General features: G+C 49.8%; 19 protein-coding genes and 2 tRNA genes. 10 read left to right on the plus strand and 11 right to left on the minus strand.

The features are described 5' to 3' along the window. Positions 1 to 37: 37 nt before the first annotated feature. Positions 38 to 592 (minus strand): methyltransferase family protein, encoded by a 555-nt coding sequence (locus tag KNP80_RS06470; protein WP_214834289.1) that lies wholly within the window; start codon positions 590 to 592, stop codon positions 38 to 40. A 107-nt stretch (positions 593 to 699) separates the two neighbouring features. Continuing rightward, entirely contained in the window at positions 700 to 1,548 is an 849-nt protein-coding gene (locus tag KNP80_RS06475) for an ABC transporter ATP-binding protein (protein WP_214719838.1), read from the minus strand. 189 nt (positions 1,549 to 1,737) lie between these two features. Between KNP80_RS06475 and KNP80_RS06480 the strand changes: the two genes are divergently transcribed. Next, positions 1,738 to 2,787: an NAD(P)/FAD-dependent oxidoreductase gene (locus KNP80_RS06480; protein ID WP_021065271.1), complete on the plus strand. Its 1,050-nt coding sequence runs from the start codon at positions 1,738 to 1,740 to the stop codon at positions 2,785 to 2,787. Positions 2,788 to 2,796: 9 nt separating this feature from the next. Here KNP80_RS06480 and KNP80_RS06485 read toward each other — a convergent pair whose 3' ends face one another. After that, positions 2,797 to 3,210 carry a VOC family protein gene (locus KNP80_RS06485; RefSeq protein ID WP_029596069.1) on the minus strand — a complete coding sequence of 138 codons (414 nt, stop codon included), beginning with the start codon at positions 3,208 to 3,210 and terminating at the stop codon, positions 2,797 to 2,799. A 103-nt stretch (positions 3,211 to 3,313) separates the two neighbouring features. On the opposite strand from KNP80_RS06485, the gene KNP80_RS06490 reads away from it, so the two are divergent. After that, positions 3,314 to 3,685: a hypothetical protein gene (locus KNP80_RS06490; RefSeq protein ID WP_029596068.1), complete on the plus strand. Its 372-nt coding sequence runs from the start codon at positions 3,314 to 3,316 to the stop codon at positions 3,683 to 3,685. Positions 3,686 to 3,741: 56 nt separating this feature from the next. On the opposite strand, the gene KNP80_RS06495 is transcribed toward KNP80_RS06490, so the two are convergent. After that, entirely contained in the window at positions 3,742 to 4,611 is an 870-nt protein-coding gene (locus KNP80_RS06495; protein ID WP_029596067.1) for a hypothetical protein, read from the minus strand. A gap of 347 nt (positions 4,612 to 4,958) precedes the next feature. Between KNP80_RS06495 and KNP80_RS06500 the strand changes: the two genes are divergently transcribed. Further along, complete coding sequence (locus tag KNP80_RS06500; protein ID WP_251132348.1) at positions 4,959 to 5,168, plus strand: hypothetical protein; 210 nt, start codon at positions 4,959 to 4,961, stop codon at positions 5,166 to 5,168. Positions 5,169 to 5,359: 191 nt separating this feature from the next. Here the strand turns inward: KNP80_RS06500 and KNP80_RS06505 are convergent, their stop codons facing one another. Next, positions 5,360 to 6,274, minus strand: coding sequence for a hypothetical protein (locus KNP80_RS06505; protein WP_214834292.1), 915 nt, complete (start codon positions 6,272 to 6,274; stop codon positions 5,360 to 5,362). A gap of 202 nt (positions 6,275 to 6,476) precedes the next feature. Here KNP80_RS06505 and KNP80_RS06510 point away from each other — a divergent pair, with 202 nt between their 5' ends. The 3 genes from KNP80_RS06510 to KNP80_RS06520 all read left to right on the plus strand — a co-directional run bounded on the left by KNP80_RS06510 (position 6,477) and on the right by KNP80_RS06520 (position 8,748). Then, on the plus strand, positions 6,477 to 7,718 hold the full coding sequence (locus KNP80_RS06510) for an LCP family protein (protein ID WP_214834295.1): 1,242 nt from the start codon (positions 6,477 to 6,479) through the stop codon (positions 7,716 to 7,718). Between the two features lie 79 nt (positions 7,719 to 7,797). Then, positions 7,798 to 8,502, plus strand: coding sequence for an SDR family oxidoreductase (locus KNP80_RS06515; RefSeq protein WP_214834298.1), 705 nt, complete (start codon positions 7,798 to 7,800; stop codon positions 8,500 to 8,502). Between the two features lie 27 nt (positions 8,503 to 8,529). Further along, positions 8,530 to 8,748: a PspC domain-containing protein gene (locus KNP80_RS06520; protein ID WP_021065279.1), complete on the plus strand. Its 219-nt coding sequence runs from the start codon at positions 8,530 to 8,532 to the stop codon at positions 8,746 to 8,748. Between the two features lie 34 nt (positions 8,749 to 8,782). Here KNP80_RS06520 and KNP80_RS06525 read toward each other — a convergent pair whose 3' ends face one another. Next, positions 8,783 to 9,691 carry an aldose 1-epimerase family protein gene (locus tag KNP80_RS06525; protein ID WP_286038433.1) on the minus strand — a complete coding sequence of 303 codons (909 nt, stop codon included), beginning with the start codon at positions 9,689 to 9,691 and terminating at the stop codon, positions 8,783 to 8,785. A 17-nt stretch (positions 9,692 to 9,708) separates the two neighbouring features. Here KNP80_RS06525 and KNP80_RS06530 point away from each other — a divergent pair, with 17 nt between their 5' ends. After that, on the plus strand, positions 9,709 to 10,263 hold the full coding sequence (locus KNP80_RS06530) for a TlpA disulfide reductase family protein (protein WP_214719843.1): 555 nt from the start codon (positions 9,709 to 9,711) through the stop codon (positions 10,261 to 10,263). Positions 10,264 to 10,304: 41 nt separating this feature from the next. Here the strand turns inward: KNP80_RS06530 and KNP80_RS06535 are convergent, their stop codons facing one another. The 4 genes from KNP80_RS06535 to KNP80_RS06550 form a co-directional block, all read right to left on the minus strand. After that, positions 10,305 to 10,511, minus strand: a complete 207-nt coding sequence (locus tag KNP80_RS06535; RefSeq protein ID WP_016508383.1) for a DUF3006 domain-containing protein — start codon at positions 10,509 to 10,511, stop codon at positions 10,305 to 10,307. Positions 10,512 to 10,908: 397 nt separating this feature from the next. Continuing rightward, positions 10,909 to 11,709 (minus strand): MBL fold metallo-hydrolase, encoded by an 801-nt coding sequence (locus tag KNP80_RS06540; protein ID WP_214834302.1) that lies wholly within the window; start codon positions 11,707 to 11,709, stop codon positions 10,909 to 10,911. 179 nt (positions 11,710 to 11,888) lie between these two features. Further along, a tRNA-Gly gene (locus KNP80_RS06545) sits at positions 11,889 to 11,962 on the minus strand. 16 nt (positions 11,963 to 11,978) lie between these two features. Next, positions 11,979 to 12,052 (minus strand) — tRNA-Gly (locus KNP80_RS06550). A 128-nt stretch (positions 12,053 to 12,180) separates the two neighbouring features. Here KNP80_RS06550 and KNP80_RS06555 point away from each other — a divergent pair. Genes KNP80_RS06555 through KNP80_RS06565 form a run of 3 tightly spaced genes read left to right on the plus strand, consistent with a single transcriptional unit; the run spans position 12,181 to position 13,507 of the window. Then, complete coding sequence (locus tag KNP80_RS06555; RefSeq protein ID WP_214834306.1) at positions 12,181 to 12,540, plus strand: hypothetical protein; 360 nt, start codon at positions 12,181 to 12,183, stop codon at positions 12,538 to 12,540. A gap of 2 nt (positions 12,541 to 12,542) precedes the next feature. Further along, the gene (locus KNP80_RS06560) at positions 12,543 to 13,097 is read left to right on the plus strand and encodes a hypothetical protein (protein WP_021067839.1); all 555 of its coding nucleotides are present in this window, start codon (positions 12,543 to 12,545) and stop codon (positions 13,095 to 13,097) included. Beyond that, positions 13,094 to 13,507 (plus strand): hypothetical protein, encoded by a 414-nt coding sequence (locus tag KNP80_RS06565; protein ID WP_214754023.1) that lies wholly within the window; start codon positions 13,094 to 13,096, stop codon positions 13,505 to 13,507. The genes KNP80_RS06560 and KNP80_RS06565 overlap by 4 nt, the downstream gene beginning before the upstream one ends. Before the next feature lie 153 nt (positions 13,508 to 13,660). Here the strand turns inward: KNP80_RS06565 and KNP80_RS15960 are convergent, their stop codons facing one another. Beyond that, complete coding sequence (locus KNP80_RS15960; RefSeq protein ID WP_286038432.1) at positions 13,661 to 16,309, minus strand: SH3 domain-containing protein; 2,649 nt, start codon at positions 16,307 to 16,309, stop codon at positions 13,661 to 13,663. Between the last annotated feature and the right edge of the window lie 95 nt (positions 16,310 to 16,404).

The following is a 16,404-nucleotide window of genomic DNA, read 5'->3' on the forward strand; positions in this document are numbered from 1 at the left end:
ACGCCCGTCAATGAAGACGAGCGTGCATGTTTTTTGCTTAATAAATGAACGGGATCAAGCGTTTACGTGACTTGGCCCACGTCTGATACGTCACACCGAAGTGAGATGTCAACATTTTCTCCTCGATATGGATGCGCCATAAGAGAGCGAGAATCATCAAACATGTACCGACGAGAGCAATCGTCCAAGGCGCGAAAAAGAGAGAGAATCCGAACGTGATAAATAAGAGCCCCGTGTAGAGGGGATGGCGTAAATAACGATACGGTCCCGAACTGACGAGCTCATCCGCGGGCCGGACGACGACGTGGCGGGTGAACTGATGGCGCAATTGTCGGATGCCCCAATAGCGAAGTGAGACACCGGCGATGAACCCGCTAAGGCCGAGCAGGCGTTGCAGTGTGGCCTGACGTGTATCGGTCCAAACAGAAAGTCCGATCGAGATAGCGAATACGGTAACCATCATCAATGAGACGATATAAAAACTAGCGTGCTCACTGGCACCATCGGTCGGTTCGGACCGGTTTCGGTATCGCCAAATTTCATATAGCCAAGCGACCGAGGTGAGAACAAATAATCCATCGAGCCAATCCATAACGTGCCTCCTTTTTCAATACCTTCGATGTATTACCCGTGTCTTCCTCCTCACTAACGTGCAGGAATCGAAAAAACGTCTCGCGATGTGCGGGACGTCAAGAAAGCCTAACGGGCATTGGCGAGCAAGGTTGCGGCGGCCTGCTGGGCAGGAGGCGCTTCTTTTAGCTCATCTTTAATCAAATGGTAAGTGAGACACATCGGTTTTTCGGTCCGGGGGTCACGCCCGATGATGGCATCGATATGGAACACTTGTTTGAGCACGAGCGGACAAATGACTTCCTCAGCCGAACCGGTCGCGAGCACCTCGCCGTTTTTCATCGCAACGATATGATCGGCAAAGCGAGCGGCCTGGTTCAAATCGTGGAGCACCATGACTATGGTCCGCCCTTGCTCTCGATTGAGCGTTTCGAGCAGTTCGAGCACTTCGAGCTGATGGGCCAAATCAAGGTAAGTCGTCGGTTCATCCAAGAAGATTAAATCGGTCTCTTGGGCGAGTGCCATCGCAATCCACACGCGTTGACGTTGTCCCCCAGACAGGGCGTCGACGCTGCGGTCTTTATAAGCGAGCGTCCCGGTCACATCGAGTGCCCAATCGATGACTTCATGGTCATGTTTCGAGAGGCGTCCAAATCCGGACTGATAAGGGAATCGACCGTAGGAGACGAGTTCGCCGACGGTCAAGCCGCCGGCACCTTCCGGCGTTTGTGGCAAGATGGCCATTTTACGGGCAATCTCTTTCGTATTACATTTCGCGATATCGGCCCCGTCTAAATGCACAGCGCCAGCAGATGGAGAAAGAATCCGTGTCATCGCTTTTAAGAGCGTCGATTTTCCACAACCGTTCGGTCCGATAATCGTCGTGATTTTATGGTCGGGAATCGACAAGCTCAATTGTTTTACAATCGTCTTGTCCCCATATCCGACCTCGATATCCGTCGTATGTATCCGTGACATGATGGATTCCCCTTTCCGTAAATGACGCCCGTGATAATGATTCTCAATATCGAGTTTACTATAGCAAGTGCGAAACATCGTGTCAATGTTTGTTTGATGTCAAAATAGATTGTCGAGCGGTCTAATTCGCGGTATAGTGAATGAGAATGAGAATCAATGGCGCAGGAGTTTTGAGGAAGGGTGAGGACGATGAGCGAACAGGACCTATATGATGTAACGATTATTGGAGGCGGACCGGCCGGGCTATATGCGACGTTTTACAGCGGATTGCGGGGGATGAAAACGAAATTGATTGAGTTTCAACCGCATCTCGGCGGGAAAATCCATGTCTATCCAGAGAAGATGATTTGGGATGTCGGGGGTGTCACGCCGACGACCGGGGCTCGACTCATCGAACAACTGGTAGAACAAGGCTTGACGTTCGACCCGACCGTCGTGCTCGGAGAAAAGGTCGAATCGATGACGAAAGATCACGATGGCCATTTCGTATTGGATACGACGCACGGGCAACATCGATCGAAAACGGTCATTGTCGCGACAGGAAGTGGTATCCTGCAACCGCAGAAAATTGATATTAGCGGAGCGGAGCGCTTCGAGGTCTCCAACTTACACTATACGGTCAAATCGCTCATGGCGTTCAAAGGGAAGACGGTGTTGATTTCGGGTGGCGGCAACAGTGCGATCGATTGGGCCAACGAGCTTGAACCGATTGCCGAGCGTGTCATTTTGACGTATCGAAAAGAGGCGCTTAAAGGACATGAGTCGCAAGTCGATAAGCTCCTCTGTGGACGTGTCGACTGTCGATTGCATACGCAAATCGAGGATTTGATTTCCCGGGACGGGACGACGATTCATGCCGTCGCTCTCGTCGATTGCGGAACAGGCGCCCGCGAGGTTGTGGAAGTGGACGAGGTCGTCATCAATCATGGGTATGAGCAGGATACAGCGCTTCTCGGGGAATGTGAGCTTCAAGTCGAGATGGTGAACGATTTTTACGTGAAAGGCAATGCGAGCAGTGAGTCGTCGGTGCCAGGTCTATACGCAGCGGGCGACATTTTGACGCATGAAGGGAAAGTCCATCTGATTGCGGGTGCTTTCCAAGATGCGGCCAACGCTGTCAACCGAGCGAAAACGTTCATCGATCCGGATGCGACGAAAACCGCAATGGTATCATCCCATAACGAACGATTGAAAACGAAGAACCGGGATATTATCGAACAGGCATTACAAAAGCAGTGAGGGGAGCCCTCACTGCTTTATTGTTGGATAATCACATAGTTCGACGATGACGCCTCCGGAATGACGGGGGTCCATATAGATGAGGCGCCGGCCTTTGGCCGTCGTCCGCAACGTGTCCTCTAAAAAAGTTACACCGTCACGTTTAAGTGACTCGATTGACTCGTCCAAATCCTCGACGCGATAGGCGATATGGTGAACACCTTTACCACGCGCTTTCATGAAGCGAGCGATTGGGCTGGTCGGACTCGTCGGCAATAATAGTTCAATTACGTCGTCACCCACGTGGATGACGGCAATCTCCGTCTCGACGCCGATGGCTGTGTTCGTATAACGGTCGACCAACTTTCCTTGTAGAACGGTCGTGTAAAATGCGATCGCCTCGTCTAAGTCACGGACGGCGATTCCGGTATGGTCAATGTGCATGGTTGTTCCCTCCTCTCGCTCTAGTTTGACGAAACTTGAACAAATTGTCACTTCACAACGTTTTGTCGGAATCCGATATACTAAAAGAGGGAGGGACGGCGAAATGAACGGAAAGATCACTCTTGGATTGGTCAGCGCGTTCGCGCTGGTGTCATTTGTGTTTGGACTCTCACTTGCGACGTTTGTCGACTATCGGATCAATGAAGAGCAAGTCGTTCTGGAACGCTTGACGACCCATAAAAAAATTGGTCCATCTGAACTTCTATCCACAGAAGTGGACTTTCACTTGAACGGTTCGAACTACGCCCTGCGGTTTACAGACGAGCCCCACATCACGTACTGGTTCAGTGTGACGGATCGTGAAATTCAGTTCGACCGGATTGAATCGTTGGACCGACGTGATACGGGTCTTCGGACCAATCTCTTTGAAAAGATGCCACCGCTCGCGATGGATTCGACAAACGCTGCCGAATAAAAACACGAAACGAACGAGTCTGATTGACGGACCGCGGACGTTTCGTGTTTTTTTTATTAATCCGTTCGCGCTGGAGTCAAATACTTCAATAATGTATAAGTGGATGATGGCGTTGGACGGGCACCTTGCTCGTATAAAGCGTGCAGGACGTGTGTCTGCATCGAAGTGGCAGTGACACTCATCAATTCTGTCTTTTTAAATTTATCATAGTATGATTGCTGAAAAAATGAGATGCCTTCTTGAGTAAATTCTTTTTGGCCAACGATATGCAACTCGTGGAGGTACAATCGACCTTGCTTAATCTCGCCGTACATCGTACCGACCACAGTGCCTTTCCATTTTAACGAATAAAAGATTGTTTGCCTTCGATGGAGCATATCAAGTGTCCGAGCCGTAAGGGGGACGGCTCCAGGCAAGAGCCAGAAATATTGATTTCGTTTTCGTAACCAATCTCCATGCGTCTCGGGATACTCTATACAAAATTGCCATTGGTCAAAAGTTGTTTTTGTGTACGGAACGAAAGGGAACTCAAACGACGTCGCCTCGAGGTGGGGAAGAAATCCAATGTCCTTGAAACCATTCAACAAATTGCCTGGTGCGTCAGTTGGGAGAGTTACCGAAACCGTTGTGTTGTGACGAACCTCTAATCGAAGTTGGAACAAGACCTGATCGATTAAACCACTTAACATCATGCGATTTTTGCAAGTGGTGTCGCTCAAGCGAATCAAATGCGAGGTTTTGAAATCCTTGCAGTCAACTGTGACAGCGGCGACTGGCTTGTTACGAAACCACCCGGTATAGTGGTAGCAGTCAGCAGGCAGACAGAAAAGATGTGGAAGTTGACCTGCTGGATAGAGAGAGTGGAGCATGGACCGTTCGTGGGGCTTGAGTTGTCGGCTTTCTTTGACGATAAAGGTGTGCTTCATGAAAGCAACCTACTTTCTACAGTTATTGGAACACCCTTAAATTGTAAGCGTTACCACTTTAAAATGCTCGTATTAAAATGATGAACATTATTTGGTTAAAATAGGGATGAATTTAAGGCATTTTCCTGAGAGTCCCGTTTGAAAAGAACAGGAGAATGGCTTCAGAAATAGGTTTGTATCAAACTGAATCGAAAAAAACAAAACTAGATCTTTTAAACGGAAATGGGTGTGAGAATTATTTAACTGGGGGGGAAACGAAGAAAACCGTGTCATGACTTTGAAATCGACATGCTATAATTGATGTAAAGAAACGAACCGAGGAGACGACTATGCGATATTTGACAGGCTTGTGGTTGATAGTAGTGCTGTTGGCGGGGACGCCGCTCGTGGCTCAAGCGGATACAGAAGAACCGATTGTGGTCCACGAGAATGTCGTCGTCGACGAGGCGGTAGAACTATATGAGGGGTTTCGCTCCCCGAATGAGATGGTCTTTATTTTTGTGCTGATCGTGTTACTGTCCGTCATCGGTCTTGGAATCATTAATGCCATCGAATAACGTGAAAACGTTCACAAAAATGCAATATCTAAAACGGAAGCGGTTTCAAATCTGATTTATACTAAACGTGTAGGAAGGAAGTTCTGCACCAACTTCCCCTCCTTTTCAGATGAACACCCCTCGTTCATATCATGTATTGGAGTCAACCGACGATGTCGAGTGACTCCCTTTTTTTCGTATGCAGCATGAGGTTACAACTGGATGCGCTTTTCTTTGGCGAGACGACGCAATCGTTTCGTTTCATTCGTATGTCCATGACTTTCAAGCATATTGACATACACTTTGAACGGTTCAGAACGATGCGAGAAGAACGGGATATATTCGGCGAACAATTTTTGTTCGGCCTCAGATAACAAGCCGCGTTCGACGAGCAATTCTAGCTCGAGCATTTTTAAAGCTTGATAATCGGCGAGCGCATTATCGTCTGTCTGAGCTTTTGCTAACGTACGGTCGCACAACGTGATGAGGCGTTCGTGGAGCAAGTTCCATTCAGCTATACTATACGATTGCTCGAGGAGGGTCGAGAGCAAATCGACCCGGGTGGAATCGACATCTTTTGGGACGTGGAGCGCGGTATACAAAGACCGATCGATCCAAACGGCAGGGGCGGGGGCGTCGAGTTGATAATATTGAATCAGTTGGGATAACATCGTGGTTTGAGACAATTTTAATAGTCGAAACGGGTCACTTGTCGTGAATAGAGGATCTTCTCCCGCTGAAGACGACAGCAACAAAAACATTTCTTCATACATCGTCCGAGCCTCGGGCTCATCGTCAGCGTAATGGACGAGGTCGCGAATAATCTTTTTAGCGTGAATGTACCAGTTTTTTTGATCCCGTTCGCTCATCACTTGATTGGGCACTAAATATAAATGGTCATATGCCAATTCGACAAAGCGCTCAGCGAGGATGATGGTCTGTGAGAGCGAATGACGTTCGTCTGACGACTTTTGTTCTTTATAGCGCGTGAACTGGCTGACCATAAAGTCGATGTCTTTCTCTTCAATCACGGTTTTTGGGATGTTGCGATACATCTCGACAATTACATCGCGAAGCGTGGCTTCACCGTATTGTTCCAGCAACATCCGTAACTTCCCGATACGCATTAGCTCTCCCTCCTTTCGAGAGGACGTCGAACAATCTATCCATCCACAGATGGGCAGACACCAATTATTATTCCTTTCCCGGTTTCGATTCAAAACAACCATTCCGTCTCATGCTTAAGACGGATTTTTGCGCTAACCGTTGTCAGAATAGCGTTTGTCGATGATAATGTAGAAAAATCTAACCATACTAGAGGTACAGCACATGAATGACGATCAACACTTATCACGTGTCGAACGACGGAAACGGGAGCTTGAACGCGAACGATTAACCGAACAAGCCCGGCTAGACGAACAAGTCCGATTAGATGAAGAGGCTCGACACGAGACGCATCAGCACCAAGGGCATGAAGCAGACAAGTTAAACAATGATTCGAATCGGCCGACAGATCCAGGACAAGGCGAGCATCCGTTTTTAAATCGTTCGGACGAACCCTCGTCGGAACGAAAGAAAAAATCGCTCAACGTCAAAAAACCGAAACTAAGTCTTCCCTTCGGTAAGAAGCGTAAGTCGAAGCCGCGCCGAGATGAACGACGTGAGCCTAGACAGAAAACACGAGAGCCGGAACGGACGCACGCCAAACGGGAGACGGCCGCTCCGAAGGAAAAATCACGCCGTCGCAAATGGAAAGGGAAATTGCTTCTCGTCCTGTTGCTCTTGATGATTGGGGCCGGCTATATGGCGACACGTCCGGTCACGTTCCTCGTCATGGGCAGTGATGCCCGGGTCGGAGAATCGTTATCAGGATCACGGACCGACTCGTTACAGCTGATGGAATTCGTGCCGCGTTCCCGCACTGTCCAAAACGTCTCGATTCCGCGGGACACGTATACAGCGATTCCTTGCGAACCAGAACGAGAAGGCGATAAGATCACCCATGCGTTTGCCTATGGCGGTGCGGATTGTACGGTCGGGGCGGTAGAGGGACTGACGGAAACCTCGGTTGACGGTCAAGTCGTGATCACGTTTGAAACGTTTATGGAATTGATTGACCTCGTCGGCGGCGTCAACGTCACAGCGACCCACTCGTTCAGCGAGAAAGGCTTCAATCAAACGTATGAGTACACAGAAGGAGTGTCTTACGCCATGGACGGGGACATGGCGCTCGCCTACGCCCGTCACCGGAAGACAGACACGGACGGTGCTCGCTCGAACCGCCAAACCGAAGTCATGTCGGCCGTCGCCGATAAATTGGCCAGTCCGACGGGGTGGACGAAAATCCCGGCGACGTATCGTTTCATGAAAGACGAAATGGGACTCGAAATGAATCCGTTGCAGATGGCATCGATCGGAATGACGATGGTATTACAGCCGCAGGTGGATAAACTTCAAATCGAAGGAGAAGACGCCTACATCGATAACGTCTATTACTATCAACCGACCGAAGCGAGTGTTCAAGCCATTCGTGACGCCCTCGACTTGACAATGTGGGGAACGGTGAGATAATTTCGCGAAAAGGGTTTGATTCCGTTCCGAAAGAGGAAATTTAATCAAATGAACTACTCTTTTGAGGAGGGAAATTTGAATGAAAGTTTTAGTCATTGGAGCAACAGGAGAGATCGGGAAACGTGTATTGAAAAACCTGGCGAAAACCCATCAAGTGACCGCTTTAATTCGTTATCCTGAACTACAAGCAGAGTACGAGAAAATGAGTGCACGCGTATTGACGGTTGATGTCGAGACAGAACTCGAGAAAAAAGTACATGAGGCGACAAACGGACAAGATGCCGTTATTATCGCGGCAACTGCCGGCGCGGATGGTTCGATCGCTGAAATTGAACTACTTGACCGAAACGTTGCGATGAATGCCATCGATGCCGCCAAGAAGGAACGAGTACGTCATGTCATCTTACTCAGTGCCTATGGCGCCGATCAACCGAACGCTGCACCGAAAGAACTCTTCAACTTTCTGTCAGCTAACAATGCCGCTGAGGAGTATATCGAACAGAGCGGTTTGAACTATACGATTATTTGCCCAGTGACCATTGTCGATGAACCGGGTAAAGGTTCAATCGAAGCATCAGAGGACTTGAGTGATGCGGATGGTGCGACCATTTCCGAAACGGATGTCGCGACGATCATCACCGCTTCGCTCGATAATCGTGGGTTGTATGGCCGTCGGATCGAAGTGAAATCCGGCAGTACCCCAATCAATGAAGCACTCGATTTTGACAGTCGTGGAGAAGTGGCGACAGGTGGCAGAACGACGCTCCGTCGACCACAGCGTTAACGAAAAACTGGAGGAGAAGGTGTCTTGATGGAACGAAAACTGTATAAAGATCCGTCGAATCAAATGATTGCTGGTGTTTGTTCGGGACTCGGGAACTACTTAGGTGTCGATGTGACATTGATGCGAATCATCTTCGTCGTTCTCGCCCTATTTGGAGGTCCAGGTCTTCTGATTTATATCGTCCTCGCCATCGTCATGAAAAAACCGCCTTCAGAGTATGAGGCGGAGCAAGACAGTCGCTTTTAACAAAACGTGCTGACCATAGCGGTCAGCACGTTTTTTATTCCATATACAAGGTGTAAGTCGCTTCGAACGACTCGCCTGGTTCGAGCAGTTGCATGTCTTCCTTATGGAGGATGTCTTTCCGGTGCCCTTTATAGTCGGCATGTCCGAACCACGGCTCGAGACAGGCGAACGGGGCGTCGGAATGTGGGGGTGACCAGATGCCGAAGTGGGTGAACTGGGGGGATTCCATGACGATGGCCCGGCCGCTCGGCTGATGCCGGAGCGCCGCGTATTCGATTTGTTCAAAGATAAGGGCGTCCTGGTCGAACAAATGATGCGTCAACGGGATATAACGACGTTCCCCAAGCGGTTGATAAGCACCCGTCAAGTAAGGTCCTTCGAGCAAGAGACGGTCGAGTGTTCGTGTCTCCCCAAAGTCAATCGTATAGTCTTCGAACGTGCCCCCGGCAAACGGAATGTTGAAGGCCGGATGTCCGCCGATGCTGAATGGGAGTACGACATCATCCCGATTGAAAACGTGGTACGTCACATTCAACTCTTCGCCGATCAAGCGATAGATGACGTTCAGTTCGAATGAGAACGGATAGTGTTTACGGGTCTCGATCGAATCACGAAGAATGAACCGGACGTGTGTGTCCGAAGCCTCGGCGACCTCGAACAGTTCGTCTCGTGCAAATCCGTGTTGGCTCATCGTGTATGTCAGTCCTTCATATAAGTAGCGGTCGTCAAGCATCCTTCCGACGAAAGGGAATAGGATTGGGGCTTGCCGCCCCCAATACGTCGGGTCGCCTTGCCAAAGGAGCTCCGTTCCTTCGACTTTCCAACTTGTCATTTCGGCGCCGTGCGCTTTTAGGGTGAGGCTAACTTTCTCATTGTGAAGTTGCAAGATAGTTACTCTCCTTTGAATGATGTGATAAGTTAAGTTTAGGAGTGAACAGTCCACAGAACAAGGGGTAAATCATGCGATTTCATAAACTAGCAATCAGTCTCATCATGGCCGGCCTCATTGGAGGATTGGCTTATAAAGGTTACGACGAGTACAAGACGAGCCAAGCGAGTGAGCTGACGGTCGAAGTCGCCACGGACGACGGCGTGCTCGGCGGTCTTGAAGTCGGACAGCGGGCGCCACAGTTCGAGCTCGAGACGACGGAAGGGCAGTCGGTGTCCCTCGCCGACTATGAAGGGCAACAAGTCATCCTGAACTTTTGGGCGACGTGGTGTCCACCGTGTCGGGAAGAGTTGCCAGAGTTGATTGAATTCGGCGAAGATACAGGCATCCCTGTGCTCGGGGTGAATGCGACGAAAAACGAGCGGCTCGGTAAACGAGACGTCGATGCGTTTTTACAGGAAGTGCCGGTCAGTTTCCCAATCCTATTGGACGAGACGGGGACGGTGGAGAAGACGTATCGTGTCGTCGCGCTCCCGACCACCTACTTAATTGGGCCAGACGGCATCATCACGGCCAAACAAGTCGGACCGGTCGATTTCGACTGGCTGCATGACCGAACGAAATGAACGGACAAAGACAGACTGGAAAGAAACCGGTCTGTCTTTGTCTACTTTTTATAATGTTGTTTAATCAGCGCATCGAAATTGGGTGTCATGTCTTCTTCGAGATAGTAATGGTGGTTATCTCGAATGATGGTATCGCCAACACGTGCTTCTGATGGCAAGAATCGTCTTGGGATAAAGCTCGAGCCGTTGTTCCAACGTAACACGGCATACTTCCCTTCGACCCGCACCAACGTGCCGTACTTGATCATGCCTCTTCCTCCTCAACGAACAGCTTTCTGTCTCTTTTATTCTTATAGAGTGTATTCCCACATTCCACAAAACCTACACATATTTGCGCAAGGCTAGACAAGCGAAAGTAAAAACAGAAGCGTGACAAAATTGTGAAGAAAGTAAGAAGAAAACGCTTTCTTTTTGATTTGTTTTCTTCTATAATGAAGGCACGGGGTGATTATGACGAATTTGTGAACAATGGGGGTATGGTCAATGTTTTCATCAGCTATGATTGGATTGCTCGCTGTCACCGGCGTGACCATTTATGGGATTGACCGTATGTTCACGGTCCGTTCAGAACGCGTCACAAAGAAATAGGTCTACATAATAGGGGGGGATCGCAACGTCTTGGGGAGACGTTGCGATTTTTTTGCGTCAATAATCTTGTTGCCGCGACTCGCGATCTTTTGCTTTTTGCTCGACGTGCTTCCGATTACGTTCATGGACGCGCTGGAAGAAAGCGTGTTCGGGCCAATGCGGAGACCAGACGCGTTCTTCTGGCAAGGCGAGGATATATTCTTCGGCGGCGCTCAGTCGCTCCATCATTTTGCTACGGTCGTCACACAAGTCGCCGTGGCCAGGAATGAGCCACAGAATCTCATACTCGTAAATGGCAGCTTGAAGTTTCTGCAACGACGTCAAATACGCCTCGGCATCGTCTTCGATGAACGGGGGCTCGATATTGGAGGCATAATCGCCACATACAAGCAGACGTAACGGCTCGACGATTAAAGACATGTGGGTCGACTCATGACCAGGCGTCAATAGGAACGTGATGGGCGTAGAACCGAGGGCGAGGGTACCATCTTCCGAAATCATAATATCAACAGCAGGTTTGATGATGGGACGATCGATGTAATACTGTTCGTAGAACGATTGAATCTCATCGAGCTGAGAACTCGCATCCGTCTCGACGAACGCTTGAGACGCGATGACGGTGGCATCGGGGAACGCGTAAGCCCCGATGATATGGTCATAGTGCTGATGCGTATAGATGACATACAGCTTTTTCCCGCGGCGTCGTAATTCGACGTCCCGGCGAATCGTGGCGATTTCTTCGGGCAACCAGGTCGGATCAATCACAATTAAGCTTTCGTTCGTCTCAATTAACGTCGAAGTCGTGCGCATCAAAGCACTCTCGTATACGGTGAACGGTTGAAGACGTACTTGAATCACAGGAATCCCTCCTTCTTGTCTTCCATCCTTTTCCCGAATTAACGTCATTTAAGCGTTGTTGAAATCGGTGCTATTATGCTGAAAAACAAACAAGCAGAACGTCGAATGACGTTCTGCTTGTTGCACGGGACACCGTGCGGTTATGTGTGCGAGCAAATTCTCGCGTATATGTCGGTAATTGGAGCGGGTGAAGAGAATCGAACTCTCGTCATCAGCTTGGAAGGCTGAGGTTTTACCATTAAACTACACCCGCATATGAAATTTTAAAATGGAGCGGGTGAAGAGAATCGAACTCTCGTCATCAGCTTGGAAGGCTGAGGTTTTACCATTAAACTACACCCGCGAAACGCTTAACGTTACGGTAATATAATAGCACAGGATTTTAGCTTTGCAAACCCTTTTTTGAAAAAACATTGGTTGTTGCGGCTAGGTCGTCTTGCTAAGATAATAGAGGAGAGGAGTGAATGGGGCATGAGTGAGCGTAAATCCTATTTACAGATGATGAACGAAGGGTTTCGGATGATGAAACAATCCAAACAACTCAACCACGAGACGAAGCTTCGCCAATGGACATTCTCGATTAATCGCGAGTCGGACTGGCAGGTGATTCTTCGAACGGAACGATTGAAATGGATCGGCCCGGCGACGAATGAGTTCATCGTCGAACCGCTATCCGTTCAAATTGGGGCACTTCAGCTCACGCGTCATCTCGAAACGAACGAAGTACGTTTGAAGATCGAGGAAGAATGGGGAATTGAAAGTAAGGTCGTCTGTGACGACCAAGAGTGGGAACGATTCGTCGCATCGCTCAAACAATTGAAGGGGGAGTAGTCGTGAGTCGAGAAAGGCTATATCGGATTGAAGCGGAAGCCCGGGGCAGTGCCTGGCGGGCCCGTGTATTGACCGGCATCCAACGATTCCGCTTTTTTAAAGGGGAATTGCTCGCTCCGACTGAACGTCCTTATGTCGTCTTGAGCATCTCACAAGACAAACAGGCACTCCCCGATTTGATTGAGACGGATATGGGTGTGTTGCTCATCCATGAGCGAATCGGCCCGATCTTTATGAATCTATGCCCATATGATATTCAACTCGTTCGAGTCGAGTTGCACACGAGCACCGGGAAGACGGATCAATATTGCGCGCTCAACGTATTGCGTCGCTTCGAGATTGAGCATCTCGAAGATTCAGGCGAATATCGACCGTTAGACCCGGACCGACTCTATTTTTTATCACATCAAACCGTACGATTGAACTTATTCGGGCACATGATTGCCCAAGACCAAAACAGTCAACGTCTTTACGTGACCGAGCGCCTCAAATATGCGCTCCAAGCGAAGATGGTGACAGGTCTAGCATTTAAGAAGACGAAGGAGCAAACAGCATGAAGGAATACGAGATTGACGGTTGGATCCGTCTATCCTACCCAGAACACTTTGAATACAATGAAGAAGAAGACCATGTCAGCTTTTATTCGGTAGAAGCCGACGCCCAAGGGACGCTTCAGATGTCCATCTATGAAGCCGAGGAAGCACAAGCGCCGAGCGACGCGGCTCTCCAAGAGTTGAACACGTTTTTAGGCGAGTTCCCGATTGACGTCAAAGTCGCACCGAGTGTCACGACAGACGCAGGTGGTATGACGACGGCCTATGCGAGCGGAATCGAAGATGGGATGCATCTTGACGTCTGGTCACTTACAGACGGGAAACGACTTTTATTTTTGACGTACGTCGCCGATGAAGTGACGAATGAAAAAGTAGAGATTGAAGCAATCGTCGACTCAATCGAATGGACATAACAAGAGACACGCGCCATCGTCGGCTGCGTGTCTCTTTGTGTCTTACTGGAATTTTGGAACGTCGAAGTAAAGTGTATAGGATTCGAGCTGTTGGTACATGTTGTAAATGTTAGTGGTCTGTTTCGTCGCCCAAGCGATATCCGTGGCGTATTGTTACGTACCAGGATTGTTCGGATTGAACCGCATCTTATAGACAGTGTTTTGATTGCGATTAGAGTTGTGAATATACTTTTCACTGATAAATTTGGCACCGCCGATGATGGCGGCTTCCGGTGTGAACCAGCCTTCTTTATAGGCGTGCTCGGCCCCTTTGGCATTGGCGTTCCCATCAATCGCACCGATGCCGTACATGTTGTAGACGGTCTTCGGTGTGACGGGCTTGCCGTCGACGCTTGAGACGAGGATTCCGGTCGCGAGTGCCGAAGTACCGTGTCCGGTCTCGATCAATGCATGTGACAACAGATAAATCTCATTGACTTTGTGCGTGCGGGCCGCATCGATGAACGCTTGGCCACGGCCGGCTAAAATCCCTTTGCCGACGAGCGACTTATTCAACACCGGCGCTGTCAAATCGGCACTCTTCGACAAGTCGAGGAATTGGAAATATTCCCGTGACGTCGTGGCGAATGAAGACGGCGACACGTGACGTGTGATTTCTTCATCCGTAGCCCGACGCCAAGTTTGGTCATAGACACGAATATGGTATCCGCTCGGTCGGTAATAGCTGATTGTATAATATTGGCCGAGCTCACCGGTGATGGTCACCGTTTCGCCCGGGTTGAGCACACCGAACGAATGCGCCGTCAACGAGGCGTCTTTGAAGACATTGACATTTCCAACGACGAAGGAAGCGTTGACATACCCCGTCAATAGACCTGACTTCACTTTAAACCACGTCGTCGAGCCGACTTTTTCTGTGCCTAGGTACTCGAGTTTCGTATTCGTCGACAACCCGGCCAAGTTGGCCGAGGCGGATGACGCGGTCGCCTTCAAATTTTGAAATGCGGTCGTGAATAGTTCTGTCGAGTTAATCGTTCCGGTCGTGGCGGTCGGTGTAGTCCGTGTGATGAAAGACTTCGGCACATAGGCGTTCGCAGCCCGGAAAGCGTCCGATTGGGCGAACACGTTGCGTTGCGTCGTGATCATTGATGCGAGCGTGTATGGGTAAGGCGTCTCAGTGATGACCATTTCCTTGCTGCCGGCGACAGGCGGTGTATACGGTTTCGTATACAGGAGGGAGATGTACCCTTTCACGAGCGAACCGTTGACGAGATACGAGATGACACCCCAGTCGCTGCCGACAATCGGCTTCACTTTGACGACCGTCCCGTTCGCGAGCGTTCCGATGACGGCGCCATCAACTGCTTTATTGCGCACGTTCAGCGTCCCGTTGTTCGCGACGACGACCTCGACTTCACGTTCGGCCTCAAGCTGTTCTTCTGGCACTGGCGGTTTGTCCCCGAAATAACTGGCGGTCGCATAGCCCGTGAGCGAGCCGTACTTGATTTTATACATCGAACTCGTCAATCCGCTTTCCGAGATTTGTTGTACTTTTGTCCCTGTCGGAATGACGGCAATTTTTGATTTCGGCGAAACGGACTTGTCGTAAAGAACGACTCGTTGCGTCGTGTAGTAATCTGTCACGACTATCACCTCCGGTTTTTCGACTGAGAAGTGACGTGAAGCGGCATAACCGGTTTTCCCGTCATATCGGACTTTGAACCATGAGCTCGATAAGCCGCTTTGAGAGATTTGTTCGATTTTCGCACCGAATGGAATCGTATCGATTTTCGTTGCGCCCGAGGCGGACGAACTGTACATCGCCACGTTCCGAATCGCGTAATAAGGCTTGATGACAATCACTTCAGGTGGTGTCGTCGAGAAATTGCGAGCGGCGGCATAGCCGGTGACACCGTCATACTCGATTTTAAACCATGAACTCGCGAGTCCAGATTCCGATACTTGTGTCACTTTACTGCCGGCGCGGATGGTCCGGAGACGATCAGCACCCGAAGCAGACGATTTATACAAGACGAGATCGCGCGCAGCGTAGTAAGGCGTTCGTACGATGACTTCCGGTTTCGTCTTCGAGAAGTTACGGGCAGCGGCATAGCCGGTGATGCCATTGTATCGAATCTTGAACCACGACGAACTTAGTCCAGTCATGGCGATTTGTTCGACTTGGGAACCTGACGGGATGGTCGCGATTTTCGTCGCACCTGATGCCGAACTGTTATACATGGCGACGTTTGTGATTGAAAAATATGGCGTCGTCGTTTCAGGCGTCGACGTATCTGGAGTCAATAGTGACGTCGAGAAGTTACGGGATGGAGCGTAACCGACAATTGTGCCATATTGGATTTTAAACCATGAGCCGGTCGCGCCGAGTGAGGCAAGATGCGTCACTTTGGCACCAGCCGGAATCGTCGCGAGTTTCGTCGCGCCCGAACCGGTCGAGTTGTATTGCACCGCTGTCTTGTTCGCGTAATACGGTGTTTCGACAGGAGCCGACGGCGTAAAGTATCGAGCTACGACGTAACCGGTGTACTTGCCGTACGTCACTTTCATCCATGAACCGGTGGCGCCGTGTGAAGAGATATAAGTGACGGTCGCGCCTTTCGGGATGGTCGATTTGAGTGTCAAATAAGTCGACGATACGTAGCGCTTTTCGCCTTCGAATTCAATTTGAGCCCAGTTGTCGTTCGTCGTATACACTTGAACGGTTTCGCCTTCGGTCAATTTCCCGACAATATCCGAAGTGGTAGATGTGGCGGAACGAACATTTAAAATCGATGTATTCACTGTTCCTTCGTATGTTGCTGCATATGAGTGAGCGGGGAAAGCGTACTCAACACCGTGCTAGAGATGAGGACGGCCGTGCTCAATCGTGTGATCGT

The sequence above is a fragment of the Exiguobacterium sp. E4787 genome (assembly GCF_018618375.1).
Taxonomy (GTDB): domain Bacteria; phylum Bacillota; class Bacilli; order Exiguobacteriales; family Exiguobacteriaceae; genus Exiguobacterium; species Exiguobacterium chiriqhucha.

What these genes read in the sequence shown, in the direction of transcription:
- KNP80_RS06510 (WP_214834295.1), top strand. Translation starts at nt 6,477, where the DNA reads ATGAATGACGATCAACACTTATCACGTGTCGAACGACGGAAACGGGAG.
- KNP80_RS06565 (WP_214754023.1), top strand. Translation starts at nt 13,094, where the DNA reads ATGAAGGAATACGAGATTGACGGTTGGATCCGTCTATCCTACCCAGAA.
- KNP80_RS06475 (WP_214719838.1), bottom strand. Translation starts at nt 1,548, where the DNA reads ATGTCACGGATACATACGACGGATATCGAGGTCGGATATGGGGACAAG.
- KNP80_RS06520 (WP_021065279.1), top strand. Translation starts at nt 8,530, where the DNA reads ATGGAACGAAAACTGTATAAAGATCCGTCGAATCAAATGATTGCTGGT.
- KNP80_RS06485 (WP_029596069.1), bottom strand. Translation starts at nt 3,210, where the DNA reads ATGCACATTGACCATACCGGAATCGCCGTCCGTGACTTAGACGAGGCG.
- KNP80_RS06515 (WP_214834298.1), top strand. Translation starts at nt 7,798, where the DNA reads ATGAAAGTTTTAGTCATTGGAGCAACAGGAGAGATCGGGAAACGTGTA.
- KNP80_RS06530 (WP_214719843.1), top strand. Translation starts at nt 9,709, where the DNA reads ATGCGATTTCATAAACTAGCAATCAGTCTCATCATGGCCGGCCTCATT.
- KNP80_RS06490 (WP_029596068.1), top strand. Translation starts at nt 3,314, where the DNA reads ATGAACGGAAAGATCACTCTTGGATTGGTCAGCGCGTTCGCGCTGGTG.
- KNP80_RS06480 (WP_021065271.1), top strand. Translation starts at nt 1,738, where the DNA reads ATGAGCGAACAGGACCTATATGATGTAACGATTATTGGAGGCGGACCG.
- KNP80_RS06470 (WP_214834289.1), bottom strand. Translation starts at nt 592, where the DNA reads ATGGATTGGCTCGATGGATTATTTGTTCTCACCTCGGTCGCTTGGCTA.
- KNP80_RS06535 (WP_016508383.1), bottom strand. Translation starts at nt 10,511, where the DNA reads ATGATCAAGTACGGCACGTTGGTGCGGGTCGAAGGGAAGTATGCCGTG.
- KNP80_RS06505 (WP_214834292.1), bottom strand. Translation starts at nt 6,274, where the DNA reads ATGCGTATCGGGAAGTTACGGATGTTGCTGGAACAATACGGTGAAGCC.
- KNP80_RS06555 (WP_214834306.1), top strand. Translation starts at nt 12,181, where the DNA reads ATGAGTGAGCGTAAATCCTATTTACAGATGATGAACGAAGGGTTTCGG.
- KNP80_RS06495 (WP_029596067.1), bottom strand. Translation starts at nt 4,611, where the DNA reads ATGAAGCACACCTTTATCGTCAAAGAAAGCCGACAACTCAAGCCCCAC.